17 protein-coding genes are annotated in these 17,210 nt (G+C 73.8%); 4 read left to right on the top strand and 13 right to left on the bottom strand.

From position 1 onward, the window contains the following. Positions 1-60 precede the first annotated feature (60 nt). Genes S1361_RS35665 through S1361_RS35645 form a run of 5 tightly spaced genes read right to left on the bottom strand, consistent with a single transcriptional unit; the run spans position 61 to position 6,404 of the window. Positions 61-639, bottom strand: coding sequence for a GNAT family N-acetyltransferase (locus tag S1361_RS35665; RefSeq protein WP_208036922.1), 579 nt, complete (start codon positions 637-639; stop codon positions 61-63). 14 nt (positions 640-653) lie between these two features. Next, positions 654-1,181, bottom strand: a complete 528-nt coding sequence (locus S1361_RS35660; RefSeq protein ID WP_208035952.1) for a metallophosphoesterase family protein — start codon at positions 1,179-1,181, stop codon at positions 654-656. 10 nt (positions 1,182-1,191) lie between these two features. Further along, positions 1,192-2,202 (bottom strand): SDR family oxidoreductase, encoded by a 1,011-nt coding sequence (locus tag S1361_RS35655; protein WP_208035951.1) that lies wholly within the window; start codon positions 2,200-2,202, stop codon positions 1,192-1,194. Between the two features lie 54 nt (positions 2,203-2,256). Then, positions 2,257-3,366 (bottom strand): enolase C-terminal domain-like protein, encoded by a 1,110-nt coding sequence (locus S1361_RS35650; protein WP_208035950.1) that lies wholly within the window; start codon positions 3,364-3,366, stop codon positions 2,257-2,259. 2 nt (positions 3,367-3,368) lie between these two features. After that, complete coding sequence (locus S1361_RS35645) at positions 3,369-6,404, bottom strand: FAD-binding and (Fe-S)-binding domain-containing protein (RefSeq protein ID WP_208035949.1); 3,036 nt, start codon at positions 6,402-6,404, stop codon at positions 3,369-3,371. A gap of 133 nt (positions 6,405-6,537) precedes the next feature. Between S1361_RS35645 and S1361_RS35640 the strand changes: the two genes are divergently transcribed. Then, on the top strand, positions 6,538-6,975 hold the full coding sequence (locus S1361_RS35640) for a MarR family winged helix-turn-helix transcriptional regulator (RefSeq protein ID WP_208035948.1): 438 nt from the start codon (positions 6,538-6,540) through the stop codon (positions 6,973-6,975). A gap of 87 nt (positions 6,976-7,062) precedes the next feature. Further along, entirely contained in the window at positions 7,063-7,647 is a 585-nt protein-coding gene (locus tag S1361_RS35635; RefSeq protein ID WP_208035947.1) for an isochorismatase family protein, read from the top strand. 9 nt (positions 7,648-7,656) lie between these two features. On the opposite strand, the gene S1361_RS35630 is transcribed toward S1361_RS35635, so the two are convergent. Further along, positions 7,657-7,842, bottom strand: coding sequence for a hypothetical protein (locus S1361_RS35630; protein WP_208035946.1), 186 nt, complete (start codon positions 7,840-7,842; stop codon positions 7,657-7,659). A gap of 128 nt (positions 7,843-7,970) precedes the next feature. After that, positions 7,971-8,339, bottom strand: a complete 369-nt coding sequence (locus S1361_RS35625) for a DUF6479 family protein (protein ID WP_425087822.1) — start codon at positions 8,337-8,339, stop codon at positions 7,971-7,973. A 96-nt stretch (positions 8,340-8,435) separates the two neighbouring features. On the opposite strand from S1361_RS35625, the gene ctaD reads away from it, so the two are divergent. Together ctaD and ctaF are read left to right on the top strand one after the other, a co-directional pair. Continuing rightward, positions 8,436-10,118: an aa3-type cytochrome oxidase subunit I gene (gene ctaD / locus S1361_RS35620; RefSeq protein ID WP_208035945.1), complete on the top strand. Its 1,683-nt coding sequence runs from the start codon at positions 8,436-8,438 to the stop codon at positions 10,116-10,118. After that, positions 10,115-10,498 carry an aa3-type cytochrome oxidase subunit IV gene (gene ctaF / locus S1361_RS35615; RefSeq protein WP_208035944.1) on the top strand — a complete coding sequence of 128 codons (384 nt, stop codon included), beginning with the start codon at positions 10,115-10,117 and terminating at the stop codon, positions 10,496-10,498. Before ctaD ends, ctaF begins: the two co-directional genes overlap by 4 nt. Here the strand turns inward: ctaF and qcrB are convergent. The 6 genes from qcrB to S1361_RS35585 form a co-directional block, all read right to left on the bottom strand. After that, positions 10,434-11,846, bottom strand: a complete 1,413-nt coding sequence (qcrB, locus tag S1361_RS35610) for a cytochrome bc1 complex cytochrome b subunit (RefSeq protein WP_208036920.1) — start codon at positions 11,844-11,846, stop codon at positions 10,434-10,436. The two genes, ctaF and qcrB, sit on opposite strands and share 65 nt — an antisense overlap. 77 nt (positions 11,847-11,923) lie before the next feature. Beyond that, complete coding sequence (locus S1361_RS35605; protein WP_208035943.1) at positions 11,924-12,199, bottom strand: hypothetical protein; 276 nt, start codon at positions 12,197-12,199, stop codon at positions 11,924-11,926. An 80-nt stretch (positions 12,200-12,279) separates the two neighbouring features. Continuing rightward, the gene (locus tag S1361_RS35600) at positions 12,280-14,727 is read right to left on the bottom strand and encodes a SpoIIE family protein phosphatase (RefSeq protein ID WP_208035942.1); all 2,448 of its coding nucleotides are present in this window, start codon (positions 14,725-14,727) and stop codon (positions 12,280-12,282) included. A gap of 253 nt (positions 14,728-14,980) precedes the next feature. Continuing rightward, positions 14,981-16,231 (bottom strand): MFS transporter, encoded by a 1,251-nt coding sequence (locus S1361_RS35595; RefSeq protein ID WP_208035941.1) that lies wholly within the window; start codon positions 16,229-16,231, stop codon positions 14,981-14,983. Then, positions 16,228-16,806 (bottom strand): GNAT family N-acetyltransferase, encoded by a 579-nt coding sequence (locus S1361_RS35590; RefSeq protein ID WP_208035940.1) that lies wholly within the window; start codon positions 16,804-16,806, stop codon positions 16,228-16,230. The genes S1361_RS35595 and S1361_RS35590 overlap by 4 nt, the downstream gene beginning before the upstream one ends. A 132-nt stretch (positions 16,807-16,938) precedes the next feature. Next, positions 16,939-17,142, bottom strand: a complete 204-nt coding sequence (locus tag S1361_RS35585) for an MbtH family protein (RefSeq protein WP_067045059.1) — start codon at positions 17,140-17,142, stop codon at positions 16,939-16,941. Between the last annotated feature and the right edge of the window lie 68 nt (positions 17,143-17,210).

Raw genomic sequence — 17,210 nt, 5'->3', positions numbered from 1 at the left:
CACGGGCATGTCCGGGGGCGAGGCCGCGGCCCGGCGCACGCGCGCCGCAGGACCGGTGAGCTACTCCGGGTCGCCGGCCACCCGCGCGTGCAGGTGCTGGTCGTGCCAGCCGTCCGCGTGCAGCAGGGCGCTGCGCTGGGTGCCCTCGAAGGTGAACCCGGCCTTCTCGGCGACCCGGCAGGATGCGGGGTTGGCCGTCGAGTGGCACAGGACCAGCCGGTGCAGGCCCAGGTCGGAAAGGGCCCAGCGGACGAGCCGCCGGGTCGCCGCGACCGCGAGGCCGCCGCCGCGTGCCTCGGGCAGCACCCAGTAGACGACCTCGGCGGTGCCGCCCGCCAGATCGACGTCGTTGAGTCCGGCGAGCCCGACGGCGGCGCCGCCGCGCGGGGCGACGGCCCAGATCACCCCGGTCTCGTCCCGCCGGCGCGCGTGCAGGCGCTCGATCCGGGCACGGGCCTCGGCGCGGCTGCCGACGGTGAAGAGGTTCCAGTGACTGATCGCCGGATCGCGCCCCGCGGTGTGCAGGGCGTCGGCGTCGGCGTCGTCCAGGCGCCAGGGCCGCAGTTCCAGGCCGCCGGTCAGCACCAGCACGGGCTGCGGGCCGGCGGCGAGCCGGCCGACGGGCACGACGGCGGGCATGCCGGGTCCGGGATTCACCCGGTGATCATGCCACGGCCCGGCCCCCGCGGGGGCAGGCGGTGCAGGGTCACCTCCGTGAGCGCCCCGTCCGCGACGGCCGCCGTCAGGTAGGTGCAGTGCGGCTGGCGGCGGCGGTCGGTCGGGGAGCCGGGGTTGAGCAGGCGCAGGCCGCCGGGCGCGGTGGTGTCCCAGGGGATGTGGCTGTGCCCGAAGACCAGGACGTCCAGGTCCGGGAAGCGGGCGGCGCAGCGGGCCTCGCGGCCCTGGGCGGGCCCGGTCTCGTGGACGACACCGAAGCGCAGGCCGCCCAGTTCGGCGTACGCCACCTCGGGCAGCCGGACCCGCAGCTCGGGGCCGTCGTTGTTGCCGTACACGCCGACCAGCCGGCGGCTGCGGCTCTCCAGCAGGTCGAGGGTGGCGGTGTCGACCCAGTCCCCGGCGTGGAACACCACGTCCGCGCGCGGCAGTTCGGCGAGCAGCTGCTCGGGGAGCCGCTTGGCCCGCTTGGGCAGGTGCGTGTCGGACATCAGCAGGAGGCGCACGAGGGTCAGCCTAGGCGGCCCGGGAGGTCAGGCGGCGGTATCCGCGTACGGCGCCGAGTGCGGCGGCGCCCGCGCCCAGGGCGGTGGCCGCGGGGTGCCGGACCAGGGCCTCCTGCCAGGAGCGGGCGTGCGCGCTGTCGTCGAAGGAGCCGTGCGCGCCCTGGTCGTCGGCGGGATCCCGGTCGGCGGGCGCGAAGAGGTTGTCCAGTCCGGTGGGCGGGATGCGGTCGGTCTGCTGGGAGTCGAAGCCGGTGCGGGCCAGGTAGCGGTCGAGGAGCGCCGGGACGAGCCGGTTGGCCCAGATGGTGGCCACGGTGGTGGCGCCGATGTAGTACTGCTTGCGGCCGGGGTGGTCGGCGGCGTACGCAACGCCCCGCGCCGCCACCTCGGGCTGGTAGATCGGCGGGACCGGCATGGGGTGCTTGGACAGGCGGGAGCGGACCCACTCGAACTGCGGGGTGTTGACCGCGGGCATCTGGGCGACGGTGACGTGCACGTGGCTGCCCCGGTGCAGCAGCTCGGTGCGCAGGGAGGAGGTGAAGCCGTTGATGGCGTGCTTGGCTCCGCAGTACGCGGACTGCAGCGGGATCGAGCGCTCCCCGAGCGCGGAGCCGACCTGCACGATCGTGCCCCGGTCGCGGGGCAGCATGCGCTTCAGGGCCGAGCGGGTGCCGTTGACGAAGCCGAGGTAGGTGACCTCGGTGATCCGGCGGTACTCCTCGGGGGTGATCTCCTCGAACGGCGCGAAGACGCTGGCGAAGGCGCAGTTGATCCAGAGGTCGATCGGGCCGAACTCCTTCTCCGCGGCCTCGGCGACGGCCTCCGTCTGGGCCGGGTCGGCGACGTCGGCGGGCCGTACCAGGGGCCGTCCGCCGAGCGCCGCGACCTCGTCGGCCGCCACCGCCAGGCCGCCCTCGCCGCGCGCGACCAGGACGACGTCGGCGCCGCGCCGGGCGTACAGGCGGGCGGTGGCGCGGCCGATACCGGCGCTGGCGCCGGTGATGACGACGGTCGGGGACATGTTCATCTCCTCTGCTGCGGTCTCGGGACGCGACTGCGCAAACACGGTTCCGGCTCACTCCGTCCGGTACGGTGCCGCGCGCTCCTCCACGAGGGTCAGGCCGAGTCCGGGTGCCCCGTCGGCGCCCGGGGTGATGCTGCCGCCGCCGGGGTCGAGGACGCCGTCGAACAGGAGCCGCTCGATGCGGACGTGGTCGTGGAACCACTCCAGATGGCGCAGGTTGGGTACGGCGGCGGCGACATGGGCGTGGGCGTGGGGCGCGCAGTGCCCCGAGACGTCGATCCCGCGCGCGTGGGCGAGCGCGGCGGCGCGCAGCCAGACGGTGATGCCGCCGCACCGGGTGACATCGGCCTGGAGGCAGTCGACGGCTCCGGCGGCCAGCATGTGCTCGAAGTAGGCGAGGGTGTAGCCGTACTCGCCGGCGGTGACGTCGATCGGGGTGCGGGCGCGGACGTCGGCGAGGGTGGTCAGGTGGTCGGAGGAGACGGGCTCCTCGAACCAGGTGACGCCGTGGTCGGCGAGCGGGCCCGCCATCCGTACGGCCTGGCCTGCGGTGTAGCCGCCGTTGGCGTCGACGTACAGCTCGACGGTGTCGCCGACCGTGGCCCGCGCCCGGGCGACGCGGTCCAGGTCGCGGTCCTCCCGGGTGCCCCACGACTCCCCGATCTTGATCTTGACGCGGGGGATGCCCTCTTTCTCGGCCCAGCCCCGCAGCTGGCGCTCCTGCCGGGCGGCGTCGTAGGTGGTGAAGCCGCCGCTGCCGTAGACGGGAACGTCGTCGCGGGCGGCGCCCAGCAGGTGGACCAGGGGCAGGCCGAGCAGGCGCGCCTTGAGGTCCCACAGGGCGATGTCGACGGCGGCGATCGCCTGGGCGGCCACGCCGGGCAGTCCGGCGTTGCGCACGGCCCGGCACATCCGCTCGTTGGCGCGCGGCACGTCGTACGCGGACAGGCCGGTGACGGTGGCGGCGAGCAGCTCGCGGACGAGGTGGGCGGTGGCGGCGGGCGCGTAGGTGTAGCCGAGCCCGGTGGTGGCGCCGGCGCGGACGGTGACCAGGACGAGGGTCGTCCTGTCCCAGGCGAGGGTGCCGTCCGCCTCGGGCGTGTCGGTGGGCACGGTGTAGACGGCGGTGTCCACGGCCTCGACGGCCGGCTGGTCGCTCATGGTCACCTCCTCAGCTGCCGCAGCCCGCCCGCGACGCCCAGCGCGAGGGCGGCCACGGTGGCGGTCGTCGCCCAGCGGGCCGTACGGGACGGCTCGGCGGGCCGGTCGGCCAGCCGCTCGGGGTGGTCGGCGGGCAGGTTGCCGTCGAGGGCGAGGGCGAGGACCTCGGCGAGGTGCAGGGCGCGGCGGCCGGTGCCGCCCTGTTCGATCTGGGTGCGGCAGCTGAAGCCGTCGGCGAGGACCAGGCTGTCCGGGGCGGCGCCGCGGACGGCCGGCAGGACGCCCTGTTCGGCGACGGCCATGGACACCTCGTGGTGGCCGCGTTCGAAGCCGAAGTTCCCGGCCAGGCCGCAGCAGCCCTCGTCGAGCACCTCGGCGTCCACATGGGCCCGGCGCAGCAGTTCCCGGTCGGCGTCGAACTTCATGATGGCGTGCTGGTGGCAGTGGGTCTGTACGGTCGCCTGACGGGCGAGCTGCGGTGGCCGCCACTCGTCCGGGGCGTGGTGGACGAGGTGTTCCGCGAAGGTGCGGGTCTGTGCGGCGAGCCGCTCAACGTCCTGGTCGCCGGGCATCAGCTCGGGGGCGTCGGCTCGGAAGACGGCCGTGCACGAGGGTTCCAGACCGATGACCGGGGTGCCCGCCTCCAGGTACGGGCGCAGGACGTCGAGGGTGTGGCGCAGCACCCGCTTCGCGGTGGGCAGTTGGCCGGTGGAGATCCAGGTGAGGCCGCAGCACACCGGGCGGGTGGGGACGGCGACCCGGAAGCCGGCGTCCTCCAGGACCCGGACGGCCGACCGGGCGATGGACGGGTGGAAGTAGGTGCTGAAGGTGTCGGGCCACAGGACGACGGTGCGCGGGTCGGCCGGGTCGGGCTCCTCCCGGCCGCGTGCCCGCCACCACTGGAGGAAGGACTCCTCGGCGAACACGGGTGCCGGGCGGGCCGCGTCGACGCCGGCCAGCCGCTTGCCGGCGCGGGCCAGACCGGGCGCGTGCAGCGCGGAGTTGACCAGGGAGGGCGCGACGCGGGAGAGCCGCGCCCACAGCGGCAGCCAGCCCAGGGCGTAGTGGGCGGCGGGGCGCGGGCGGCCCGCGTAGTGGTGAGAGAGGAACTCCGCCTTGAGGGTGGCCATGTCGACGCCGGTCGGGCAGTCGGACTTGCAGCCCTTGCAGGCCAGGCAGAGGTCGAGCGCGTCGTGCACGGCGGTGGAGCGCCAGCCGTCCTTGACCGCGGAGTCGGCGTGCCCGTCGAGCATCTCGAACAGCAGCCGGGCCCGGCCGCGCGTGGAGTGTTCCTCCTCCATGGTGGCGCGGTAGGAGGGACACATGACGCCGCCGGAGTGGCTGCGGCAGTTGCCGATGCCGACGCAGCGCATCACCGCGCGGTTGAAGGAGTGCTCGTCCTCGGGGAAGCCGAAGTGGGTCGCCGGGGTGGCCGGCCGCCAGGTGGGGCCGAGCCGCAGCTGCCCGTCGACCGGGTTGGGGTGGACGATCTTGCCGGGGTTCATCCGGTTGCCGGGGTCGAAGAGCGCCTTCAGCTCGCCGAAGGCGGTGACGAGCCGCTCCCCGAACATGCGGGTGAGCAGCTCGCCGCGGGACTGGCCGTCCCCGTGCTCGCCGGACAGGGAGCCGCCGTAGGAGGCGACGAGATCGGCGGCGCGTTCCAGGAAGCGCCGGAAGTCCGCCACGCCCTCGGCGGTCCGGAGCCCGAAGGGGATGCGGGTGTGGACGCAGCCCTGCCCGAAGTGGCCGTACAGGGACGGGTGGTCGTAGCCGAACTCCTGGAACAGCTGTTTGAGGTCGCGCAGGTAGTCGCCGAGGCGTTCGGGCGGTACGGCGGAGTCCTCCCAGCCCTCCCAGGTCTCCCGGTCGTCCGGCGGCCGGGCGGTGACGCCGAGGCCGGCCTCGCGGGCCCTGAGCATCTTCTCCTCGCGCGCGGGGTCGTCGGAGAAGGCGACGTCCGCGTCCTTCTCGCTGCGGCCGAGGGCGCGCAGCAGCGCGTGTGCCTGGGCGTCGACGTCCTCCTGGCTGTCGCCGCTGTACTGCACCAGCAGCCAGCTGTCGCCCTCGGGCAGCACCGCGAGGGAGTCCAGGTAGGCGCCCTCCTCGCGCATCAGCTGGGCCATGCGCCCGTCCAGGGCCTCCAGTTGGCTGGGCGAGCAGTGCTCCAGCAGGCGGGGGACGTCGTCCGCGGCGGCGCAGATGTCGTCGTAGCCGAGGACGAGCAGGGACTTGTACGGCGGCACGGGTACGAGGTCGAGTTCGGCCCGCAGGACGGTGACCAGGGTGCCCTCGCTGCCGACGAGGGCCTTGGCGACGTCGAAGCCGTTCTCGGGCAGCAGGGAGTCGAGGTTGTAGCCGGAGACGCGGCGGGGGATCTGGGGGTAGCCGCGGCGGATGTCGGCCAGGTACTCGGTGGCGATGCGGTCGAGGCCGGCGTAGATCTCGGCGAGCCGGCCGCCGCCGGCGATGATGCGGGCGCGTTCGTCCGGCGGCGTGGGCCCGACCCAGGCGCGCTGCCCGTCGTAGGTGAGGATCTCCAGGCGCCGGACGTTGTCGACGGTCTTGCCGTAGGCCTGGGCGGAGCCACCGCAGGAGTTGTTGCCGATCATGCCGCCGAGGGCGCAGTGGCTGTGGGTGGACGGCTTGGGGCCGAACTGGAGCCGGTGGCGGGCGAGCTGGCGGTTGAGTTCGTCCAGGACGATACCGGGCTCCACCGTGCAGGTGCGCCGTTCGGGGTCGACGGAGATCACCCCGGTGCAGTACTTGCTCCAGTCGATCACCACGGCGGTGTTGGTGGACTGTCCGGCGAGGCTGGTGCCGCCGCCCCGGGAGAGGACGGGGGCGTCGAAGCGTGCGCACACCGACACCGCGCGGGCGCCCGCCTCCACGGTACGGGGCACGACGACGCCCAGCGGGACCTGCCGGTAGTTGGAACCGTCCGTGGCGTAGGCGCCGCGGCTGCCGGCGTCGAAGCGGACTTCGCCGTCCACCTCGGCCCGGAGTGCCGCTTCCAGGCCGGAGCTGTCCGGAGGGGTCATCTGCGCTCCTCTGGCTGAGTCGGGTAGACCGCCGTGCTGTGTTGTCCGGGGCCGCGAGTACCCAGACGAGCACACAGCCAAAACTGAACAGTCTGGACTGGACAGTTTCGGCTGTCGGTCATAGCCTGAGGCCATGGCCGACATCTCCGACTCCGCCGCCCGCGCCGCACGCGATCTGCGCGTGGTCTTCAGCAGGCTGCGGCGGCGCATCCGCGAGGTGGCGCAGGACGCCGACCTCAGCCCCTCGCAGGAGTCGGCTCTCACCCTGGTCGGCAAGCACGGCGCCGCCACGGCCAGCGCGCTCGCCGCCGCCGAGGGGGTGCGCCCGCAGTCCATGGCGACCACGCTGGCCGCCCTGGAGCGGCACGGGCTGATCCGGCGCGCCCCCGACCCCGACGACGGCCGCCGCCAACTGGTCACGCTGACCGACGGCGGCCGGGCCCGCATCGAGGGCAACCGGCAGGTCCGTGAGGAGTGGCTGGCCCGCGCCTTCGAGGACCGCTACTCCGAGGAGGAGCGGCAGACGGTCCTCGCGGCGCTGGAGCTGATGGAACGGCTGTCGCGGCCGTGACACCGAGCTTCTGCGCCCACACGCACAGCACTCGCCCCGGCCGGCTCGTCCTCCGCCGCCCCCATGACCGAAAGGCCTGACCGACCCATGTCGCTCACCACGCTCGACCCCCGCACCGCCCTCGTCGCGATCGACCTCCAGAGCGGCATCGTCGCCATGCCCACCCACCCGTACCCCGGTCCGGACGTCGTCGCCCGCACGGCCGGCCTGGCCGACGCCTTCCGCTCCCACGGGCTGCCCGTGGTCCTGGTCAGGGTCTCCTTCGCGCCCGACTGGGCGGACGCCGTGCCCGGCCGCACCGAGCGCGGGCCGCGCGGGCTCGCCTTCCCCGAGGGCTGGGACGTCGTCGTCGGCGAACTGTCCGGGCACGCCGGCGACATCCGGGTCACCAAGCACAACTGGAGCGCCTTCCACGGCACCGACCTGGACGTCCAGCTGCGCCGCAGGGGCGTCACGCAGATCGTGCTGACCGGGATCGCCACCAGCATCGGCGTGGAGTCCACCGCCCGCGACGCCTACGCGCACGGCTACCACGTCACGCTCGCCACGGACGCCATGGCCGACGCGGACGCCGAGGCACACGCCAACAGCGTCGAGCGGATCTTCCCGCGGCTCGGCGAGACCGGCACGACCGCCGAGACCCTGGAACTGCTCGCCAAGACCCGCGCCTGAGCGTCGGGGTCAGTCCTCACCGCGCACGATGTTGTCCTCGGTGTCCGCGCCCTGCCGCTGCGCCGAGGCGCGGTCCAGGACGGCGGGCACGCAGGTGCGTACCGCCCGGTTCCGCGAGCGGTGGGCGGCGGCCCAGCCCGTCTCGGCGGGAGGTACGGCGGGTTTCTCACTGGCATGCGCGGTCACGACGTTCATCTTCCTTCTGCGCCCCGCCCGGTGCGGGAGCCGTTCGCCGGACCCTCGAAGGGTCCGGGCTGTGGATCTGTGCCCCACCGAGTCCCCGGGCGGCCGGGCCCGCAAACACGGGCCCGGTCCGCGGCGGTTCAGGTACGGCCGCCGCCTCCGCCGCCGAAGGACCCGCTGGAACCGGGCGACCAGCGGGGACGGCGCTGGTCGTCGGCGCGCTTGCTGCGGACGTTGCCGAGCTGGTGCGGGGTCAGGCGCTCGCTGTCGTCGGCCGCGCGGGGCACCTCGTCGGGCTCACGGACCTCGCGGGTCTCGTGGACCGGCCCGGACGCCGGCAGCCTGGGCTGCTCCTCGGGGCGCGGCGGCGCCGACTCCCGCTCCCGCACCTTGATGCCCAGCCGGAAGGCCCAGATCAGTCCCGCGACGCAGACCAGCCCGGCGAGCAGGATCAGGACGTATCCGAACACCTGAGCGCCGGTGGCCGCTTGGTACATGGCAGTGTTCATGAACGCCGGGTACCCGCCCGGGCGGCGGATACGACCGGTTGTGTGCAGGGCGTGGCGCGAGCGGGCCCTCGGTCACCGGGAGTAACCTCGCCCGGGATGACCGATCTGCCAGAAGTGCCGGAAACGTTCGAGATCGTCGCACGCTACACGGCCCCCGCTCCGCGTCCCGGCCGTGCACTGCTGCGCTGGGCCACCACGACCGATCACAAGGTGATCGGCCGGCTCTACATGGTCACGGCGTTCTGCTTCTTCCTGCTGGCCGGTCTGCTGGCGCTCGGCATGCGCGCGGAACTCGCCCGGCCCGGCCTCCAGTTGCTGAGCAAGCAGGGCTACGACGAGTTCGTCACCATCCACGGCACGATCATGATGCTGCTGTTCGCCACACCGATGTTCGCCGGGTTCGCCAACGCGGTGATGCCGCTGCAGATCGGCGCCCCGGATCTGGCCCTGCCCCGGCTGAACGCCCTGTCGTACTGGATGTACCTGTTCGGCGGGCTGATGGTGGTGTCCGGCTTTCTGGTGCCGGGCGGTGCGGCGGCGTTCGGGTGGTTCGCGTACGCGCCGCTGAACAGCTCCTACTTCTCCCCCGGCGCGGGCGGCGACCTGTGGGCGATGGGCCTGGTGGTGAGCGGTGTGTCCACGACCCTGACCGCCGTCAACTTCATCACCACGATCGTGGCCCTGCGCGCGCCCGGCCTGACGATGTTCCGGATGCCCATGTTCACCTGGAACGTGCTGTTCACGTCGATCCTGATCCTGCCCGCGTTCCCCGTGCTCACCGCCGCGCTGCTGGCGCTGGAGGCGGACCGCAAGTTCGGTGCGCACGTCTTCGACGCGGCGAACGGCGGAGCGCTGCTGTGGCAGCACCTGTTCTGGTTCTTCGGGCACCCCGAGGTCTACATCGTGGCGCTGCCGTTCTTCGGGATCATCTCCGAGATCATCCCGGTGTTCTCCCGCAAGCCGCTGTTCGGCTACGTGCCCATGATCGGGGCGACGACCTCGATCACCATGCTGTCCGCGGTGGTGTGGGCGCACCATATGTTCGCCACCGGAGCGGTGTTGCTGCCCTTCTTCTCCATCATGTCGTTCCTGATCGCGGTGCCCACGGGCATCAAGTTCTTCGCGTGGATCGGGACCATGGTCAACGGTTCGGTCTCGTTCGAGACACCGATGCTGTGGTCGATGGGCTTCCTGGTGTCGTTCCTGCTGGGCGGGCTGAGCGGGGTGCTGATCGCCTCGCCGCCGCTGGACTTCCATCTCACCGACACCTACTTCATCGTGGCGCACCTGCACTACGTGCTGTTCGGCACGGTGGTGTTCGCGATGTTCGCCGGTTTCTACTTCTGGTGGCCGAAGTTCACCGGCAAGATGCTGGACGAACGGCTCGGCAAGATCCACTTCTGGCTGCTCTTCCCGGGGTTCCAGCTGACCTTCCTGGTGCAGCACTGGCTCGGCGAGCAGGGGATGCCCCGCCGGTACGCGGACTACCTCCCGGCGGACGGTTTCACCCTGCTGAACACCCTGTCCTCGGCGGGCGCGTTGCTGCTCGGCGTCTCCACGCTGCCGTTCCTGTACAACGTCTGGCGTACGGCCGTCCGCGGCGAGCGGGTCACCCTGGACGATCCCTGGGGGTGGGGGCGCGGCCTGGAGTGGGCGACGTCGTGCCCGCCCCCGCGGCACAACTTCGTGGCCCTGCCGCGCATCCGCTCGGAGTCACCCGCCTTCGACCTGCACCATCCCGAGATCGACCAGCCGCCCGGAGAGGAGCTGATCCGGTGAGGACGGAAGCGCTGCTGTTCGGCGGGGTGGCGTTGTTCTTCGGCGGCTCCGCCGCCCTGTACGGGGTGTGGTCGCAGGACGAGACCGGCACGGTCGTGCTGGTCGTGGCGTGCGCGATGGCGGCGCTGGTCGCCTTCTTCTGCCTGATCCAGTACCGGCGCCGGGGCAGCCGCGCACAGGACCGCACGGAGGCCGAGGTGGCGGACGCGGCCGGGCCGGTGGCGTTCTTCCCCGACGAGAGCGGCTGGCCGATCGTCACCGCGTTCGGCTTCGCGGTGACGGCGAGCGGCGTCGTCTTCGGGCTGTGGCTCTTCCTCATCGGTCTGGGGATTCTGGCTCGCGGGGTCTTCGGGATGGTGTTCCAGTACGCGCACCGGTGAGGGACCTGCGCGGGGCGCCCGGCCGGAACGATGTGACGGGCTCGTGGCCGCCGTCGTAGCCGCCGCTGACGGTCTGCCGGATCTCGCCGGTCGGGACCCCCTCGTCGAGCCGCTCCCGCTCCGCCGCGGTCAGCGCCCGGCACAGCCACCGGGTCACCAGGAAGGCCAGGACGGGCGCCACGATCAGCGCGGCGCGCAGCACCCAGGTGATGCCGTTGACGGAGACGCGGAAGGTCTGGGCGATGACGTCGTTGCCGCCGGCGAGCAGCAGCACGCCGTAGAACGCCGTGCCCGCCGCGCCGAGGCCGGTGCGGACGGGACGCTCGCGCGGACGGTCGCACAGGTGCTGCTCGTGCTGCCACTCCCCGGTCAGGCGCTGCTCCACGAACGGGTAGGCGTAGAGCACGGCGAACAGCAGGCCGGGCAGGACGACGGCCGGAAGCAGCACGTTCCACATGAACGTGTGCCCGGCGACGTTCGTCTCCCACGGGGGCACCAGCCGCAGCGCGCCCTCCAGGAAGCCGACGTACCAGTCGGGCTGGGAGGCGGTGGACACCTGGTCGGGGCGGTAGGGGCCGTAGTTCCAGACGGGGTTGACCTGGGCGAGGCCGGCGAGCAGCACCAGGACGCCGAAGACGGTGAGGGACAGGCCCGCGGAGGTGCCGGAGAACTGCGGGAACATCGGCTTGCCGACGGCGTTGCGGTTGGAGTGGCCGGGGCCGCGCCACTGGGTGTGCTTGAGGTGGAACACCAGGATCAGGTGCACGGTGACCAGGCCGATGAGCAGGCCGGGCAGCAGCAGGATGTGGAGCGGGTACAGCCGGGTGATGATGTCGTGGCCCGGGTACTGGCCGCCGAACGCGAAGAAGGCCACGTACGTGCCGACCACCGGGAGGGACAGCATGATGCCCTGGGCGATGCGCAGCCCGGTGCCGGAGAGCAGGTCGTCGGGGAGCGAGTAGCCGGCGAAGCCCTCGGCGAGGGAGGCCACGAACAGGGTCAGCCCGATCACCCAGTTCAGCTCGCGCGGCCGGCGGAACGCGCCGGTGAAGAAGATCCGCAGCATGTGCAGGCCGATCGCGGCGACGAAGACCAGCGCGGCCCAGTGGTGGGTCTGCCGCATCAGCAGGCCGCCACGCACGTCGAAACTGATGCGCAGGGTGGAGTCGAAGGCGGCCGACATGCGCACCCCGCGCAACGGCACATAGGACCCGGCGTACACGACCTCGCGCATCTCCGGCTGGAAGAACAGGGTGAGCCACACCCCGGTCAGGATCAGCACCAGCAGGCTGTACAGGGCCAGTTCCCCGAGCAGGAAGGACCAGTGCTCGGGGAACGCCTTGCGCATCAGCGCACCGCCCTCGGTGAGCGGCAGCCGCGCGTCCAGGGCCGCGGCGGCGCGCTCGGCGCGGCGGGCGCCGCCTTTCACCTGTCGTCCTGGGACGCGGCCGCCCGTTCCACCTCGGCCTCGACCTCGCGCCGCGACCGGCCGGTCTCCTTGGCGTACTCGCTCACCGCGGTCTGCACGTCGCGGGCCAGGTCGCGCCAGGCGCGCAGAGCGGTCTCGTAGGTGCCCGACTGGGCGCCCGTCATCCGCCGCTCGGCCGGCGGGCCGTAGGCGTCGCGCAGTTCCTCGACCATGGTGTGGGCCGCTGCGGCCGCGCGCTGCTTCTGCACCAGTTCTTCGAAGGTGTGTGCCACATCAAACGACCCTAGGCACGGACGCCGGAGCACGCCTCTCCAGCCTGTCTGAACGGCTCTCCCACGCACCCGAGTGGGGGTCAGTCGTCGGGGACGAGCTCCGCCCAGACCTGCTTGCCGCCGCTCACCGGGACCGTGCCCCAGGCCGCCGACACGGCCTCCACCAGCAGGATGCCCCGGCCGCCGGTCGCCTCCCAGCCGATGCTGGTGGGCTTCACCGGGCTGCGCGGGGAAGCGTCGGCGACGGCGAGCCGCAGCCGGTGGTTGACCAGGCTGAGGTCGAGCCGGACCTGGCCGCCGGTGTGCACCAGCGCGTTGGTGACGAGTTCCGAGACGACCAGCAGGGCCGCGTCGAGGGTGTCCGGGGACACGCCCCAGGTGCGCAGGGTGCGCCGGGTGAAGCGGCGGGCGTGCCGGACCGCCTCGGGCACCCGCCACACCGTCCAGCTCTCCCGCAGCGGCCGTACGGCCATGCCGTCGTAGCGCACCAGCAGCAGCGCCACGTCGTCGCCGCGGTGGGCGCCGGAGAGCAGGGCGTCGGCGACCAGGCCGAGGTGGGCGGGGTCGGCGGCGGACAGCCGGCGGGCCAGCCGGTCCATGCCGGCGTCCAGGTCGGTGTCGGATGACTCCACCAGGCCGTCGGTGGTCAGCGCGAGGACGGTGCCGGGCTGGAGGCGCAGCGGGGTCATCGGGAACTCGGCCTGCGCGAGTACCCCGAGCGGCGGGCCGCCCTCGGCCTGCACGATCTCCGCGGTGCCGTCGGGGTGCCGCAGCACCGGCTGCAGATGCCCGGCCCGTACGCACCAGGCGGTGCCCTGCTCCGTGTCCACGTCGACGTAGGCGCAGGTGGCGAAGAGGTCGGTCTCCATGTCCAGCAGCAGCCGGTTGGCGTGCGCGACGACCACGTCCGGGGAGTGGCCCTCGGCGGCGTAGGCGCGCAGTGCGGTGCGCATCTGCCCCATCAGGGTGGCGGCGCCCGCGTTGTGGCCCTGGACGTCGCCGATGACGAGGGCGACGTGGTTGTCGGCGAGCGGGATCACGTCGTACCAGTCGCCGCCGACCTCCAGGCCCGCGGTGGTGGGCAGGTAGCGGGCGACGGCGACCGCACCGGGCAGCCGGGGCAGGCGGCGGGGCAGCAGGGTGCGCTGGAGCATGCCGACGAGTTCGTGCTCGGCGTCGAAGGCGTGGGCGCGCAGCAGGGCCTGGCCGGCGAGACCGGCGCAGGCGGTGAGCAGGGCGCGCTCGTCGGGGGCGAACTCGTGCGGGCGGTCCCAGCCGATCAGGCAGGCGCCGGCCATGCGGCTGCCGGCGGGCAGCGGCAGCACGGCCAGGCCGCCCGGGCCGACCTCGGCGAGGGCGGGCTCCAGCGGGCTGCCGGCGGGCCAGATCCGGGGGCGGCCCTCGCGCAGCGCGGCGGCCAGGGTGGGCATGGCACGCACCGGCGCGTCGGGCCACTCGGTGCGCCATTCGTGGCGCCACACCTCGGGCCAGGCCTCGGGTTCGGGCGGGTCGAGGACGGTGACGACCAGCCGGTCGTTCTCCAGCTCGGCCAGCGCGATCCGGTCGGCCTGCAGCGGCCCCCGCAGCGCGGCCACGACGGCCTGGCCGACGTCCTTGACGGTGCCGGCGGTGGCGAGGGCGGCGGCCAGGCGCTGCACCCGGGCCACGTCGGTGACGTCGGAGCGCAGCGTGGAGGCGTCGGCGACGGTACCGACGAGACGGGCGATACGGCCCTCACCACCGGGCAGCAGCCGGCCGCGCAGCCGCACCCACTTGGGCGGGCCGGTGGGCTGCAGGATGCGGAACTCCAGCTCGCGGTCGCCGATGGACATGTGGTCGGCCTCGACCACGGACATCAGCGCGGGCAGGTCCTCGGGAACCGCGCGGCCGAGCAGGCTCTCCACGCGGCCGTCGAAGTCGTCCCGGCCGATCCCGAACAGCCGCAGGATGGCCTCGCCGACCTCGACCCGGCCGGTGTCCATGGCCAGGCTGAAGGCGTCCTCCGGCAGCTCGCCGGTCTCGCCCGCGGCGGCCGGTGCGGGTACGGCGACCGCGCCGGCGATCAGCTCCAGGCAGGCCCGGTCGTCGGTGCCGAAGCCGCCGGGGTGCTCGCCGACCGCCAGCAGGCAGCCGGCACCCGCCCGGCCGAGCGGCAGGACGGCCATGGAGAAGTCCGGGGACGGGGTGCGGCGCGCGTCCGGGCAGCCGGCCAGCTCGGCGGGGCCGAGCCACCGCGGGCGTCCCGTGCAGTGCACCTCGGCGACCGGGAAGCCGCCGGTGACCGGGTAGCAGTCCCGCAGGCCGTACAGGGTGCGGGGCAGGCCCGCCGACTCGGCCAGACAGAGCTGGGGCGGATCGTCGCCGGGCGTGTAGACCCCGGCGAAGGACGCCCCGGCGAACACGAGCGCCAGTTCGAGGAGGCGGCGGAGCCGGTCGGGGCTGTCCGGCGATGCCATGAGGGAGGCGAGGGCGACTTCGGCACGCTCCGGCGCCGTTCTCGTCCCGCTGACCGCAGCGCCCTCACTCACCACCTCGCCATTACAGCGCGTATGAGCGGCCTGCGCAGCCCCTGCGACCGCGGGCCCGGGCCTGTCTGACACTTCGTGTCGTCGCCCGGAGGGCGGCCGCGCGGCATCAGGTGCGAGCTCCGGGGGTCCCCCGGCCGGAGGCCGGCGCAGTGCCGGCTCCGGGCCCTCGTACGGGACGTGCTCCGGTCCGGGGCAGGTGCGGCGAGAGTGCGTGCATGGCGTCGCACGGCGCAGGCCGATTCGTCGGACGGGCCTAGGCGGACATGGTCCGGATGCCCCTGCTCAGGGTGGCCGTCAGCGCGGCGGCCGTGACCAGCGCGGGGAAGACCAGCGTGGCCTGGACCGGGCTCCAGCGGGCCAGCAGTGCGCCGGCCAGGGCGGGGGCGAGCGCGGCGGCCGAACCGGCGGCGAGCAGGACGCCGCCGACCACGCGTCCCTGGAGGTGATCGGGGGTGACGGCGGCCTGGTGGGCGAAGAGGGCGGCGTTCGCCGTGGGCCCGAGGAACACGGCGGCGGCCAGCGGTACGGCGGCCGCCACCGTGCCGGCCAGGAGCGCGCCGACCGCCATCAGCGCGGCGGTCGCCCAGCACAGCAACGTGATCAGGACGGGCAGCCGCAGCCGCCGCTGGAGCGCCGGGGCGGCGAGGGCGCCGAGGAGGCCGCCGAGCGCGAAGATCGCGCCGGCGAGACCGACGAGGGCCGGGGAGACGCCCGCGCGGCGCAGCGCGAGGGTCATCGCGAAGATCATGCCGGTGAAGGCCATGTTCAGGGGGGCGGCGATCACCAGCAGGGCGCGCAGGAACGGGTGCCCCACCAGGAAGCGCAGGCCCTCCACGGCGGACGCGCCGAGGGACGGGGCGCCCTCGCGCCGGGGCTGCTGAAGGGGGCTGCGGATACGGCAGACGGCGACGAGGGACAGCAGGAGGCCGAGCGTGTTGCCGAGGAAGGGCAGGGCCCGGCCGAGCCCGAACAGCAGGCCGCCCAGCGGCGGACCGGCCAGCGAGACACCGTAGGTCCGGGCCTCGTTACGGGCGACGGCGGAGGCCAGCTGGTCGGGGCGGACCAGGTTGCGGACCGAGGCGTGTTCGGCGGTGGAGAAGACGGCGGTGGCGGCGGAGCCGGCGACCACCACCGCGAGGATCACGGGCAGCCCGGCCCTGCCGGTGAGGACCGCCCAGCCGAGGAGGGCGTACCCGACGAGCCGCAGCACGTCGCAGGCGATCATCAGCCGGCGGCGGTCGGCACGGTCGGCGAGGACCCCGGCCGGCAGCCGGCACACCAGGGCGGTGACCAGCCCGACGGTCCCGACCAGCCCGGCCCGGGCCGGCGAGCCGGTCTGCTCCAGCACCAGCAGCGGCAGCGCGAGGTCCACCATGGCACCGCCCAGATCGGACAGACACTGACCGGCCCAGAGGAGAGTGAAGTCCCGGTTCCGCCACAGGCCACCCGCCCGCTCGCCGCCCGCGGCCCCGGCCGCCCCCTCGCTGACCGACGCCCGCGTCATACGGCCTCCTCCCGGCGGACGACCCCACCGGCACCGTCCGCGACCACCGCCGCCCCGTCCGGTGTCGCACCCAGCCCCGTGGGGATGACCAGCAGCTTCGTCACCGTGCCGTCGTCGGCGACGACGTCACGGACGTGTCGGAAGCCGAGGCGGTGGCACATGGCAAGGCTGGCGGTGTTCGCGGCGCCGACCATGCCGTAGGCCTCGGTGAGGCCGAGGTTGTCGGCGGCGTGGCGGAGGAGGCCGCGGACGGCTTCGCCGCCCAGCCCGCGGCCCCAGTGGGCGGGGGCGAGCGCGGTGACGAGTTCGTGGCCGTCGACGTTGCCGGTCGGCTTCACCTCGGCGTGGCCGACGTAGCCGCCCGCGTGCCACAGGCCCCAGACGTCGAAGCGGCGCTGGGGGTAGACCTCGGTGAGGACGGTGCGGAAGAGGGCGCGGATCTCCGGTTCGGGCACGAGGTCCTGACCCATCCAGCGGCACACCTGCGCGTCGCGCAGCAGGGTGACGAAGGCGTCCTCGTGTTCGGGCCGGTAGGGGAGGAACTCCAGGCGTTCGGTGCGCAGGACGGGGGTCATGGCGGGCTCCTCGGGAATGATGCGGCGCGGCGCGGGCCGAGGGCGGTGGGGCGCCGGGACGGCGGCACGTGGGGGCGGGGAGGCGGGGGCCGGGCCGGCGTGTGCGACGCCGGCCCGGCGGGTCCGTGGCGGTCAGGCGCCGGCGTTCTCCATGCGTTCGCGCAGGCTCTTGGGGCGCATGTCGGTCCAGACCTCGTCGACGTAGGCGGAGCACTCGGCCTCGGTGCCCTCCTTGCCGACGGGCTGCCAGCCGGCGGGCACCTCGATGTCGGCCGGCCAGAGCGAGTACTGCTCCTCGTCGTTGCGCAGCACCTGGTAGCGGGTGTTCTCGTCCATGTCGTGTCCCTTCGTGGTCCGTTCGGGTGGGCGGTGGTCGGTGGTCGGTGGTCGGTGGAGCCTGCGGT

Source organism: Streptomyces cyanogenus, assembly GCF_017526105.1.
Classification (GTDB): Bacteria; Actinomycetota; Actinomycetes; order Streptomycetales; family Streptomycetaceae; genus Streptomyces; species Streptomyces cyanogenus.
Note: the sequence above shows the minus strand (reverse complement) of the source record. Positions and strands in the feature narration are given on the sequence as shown.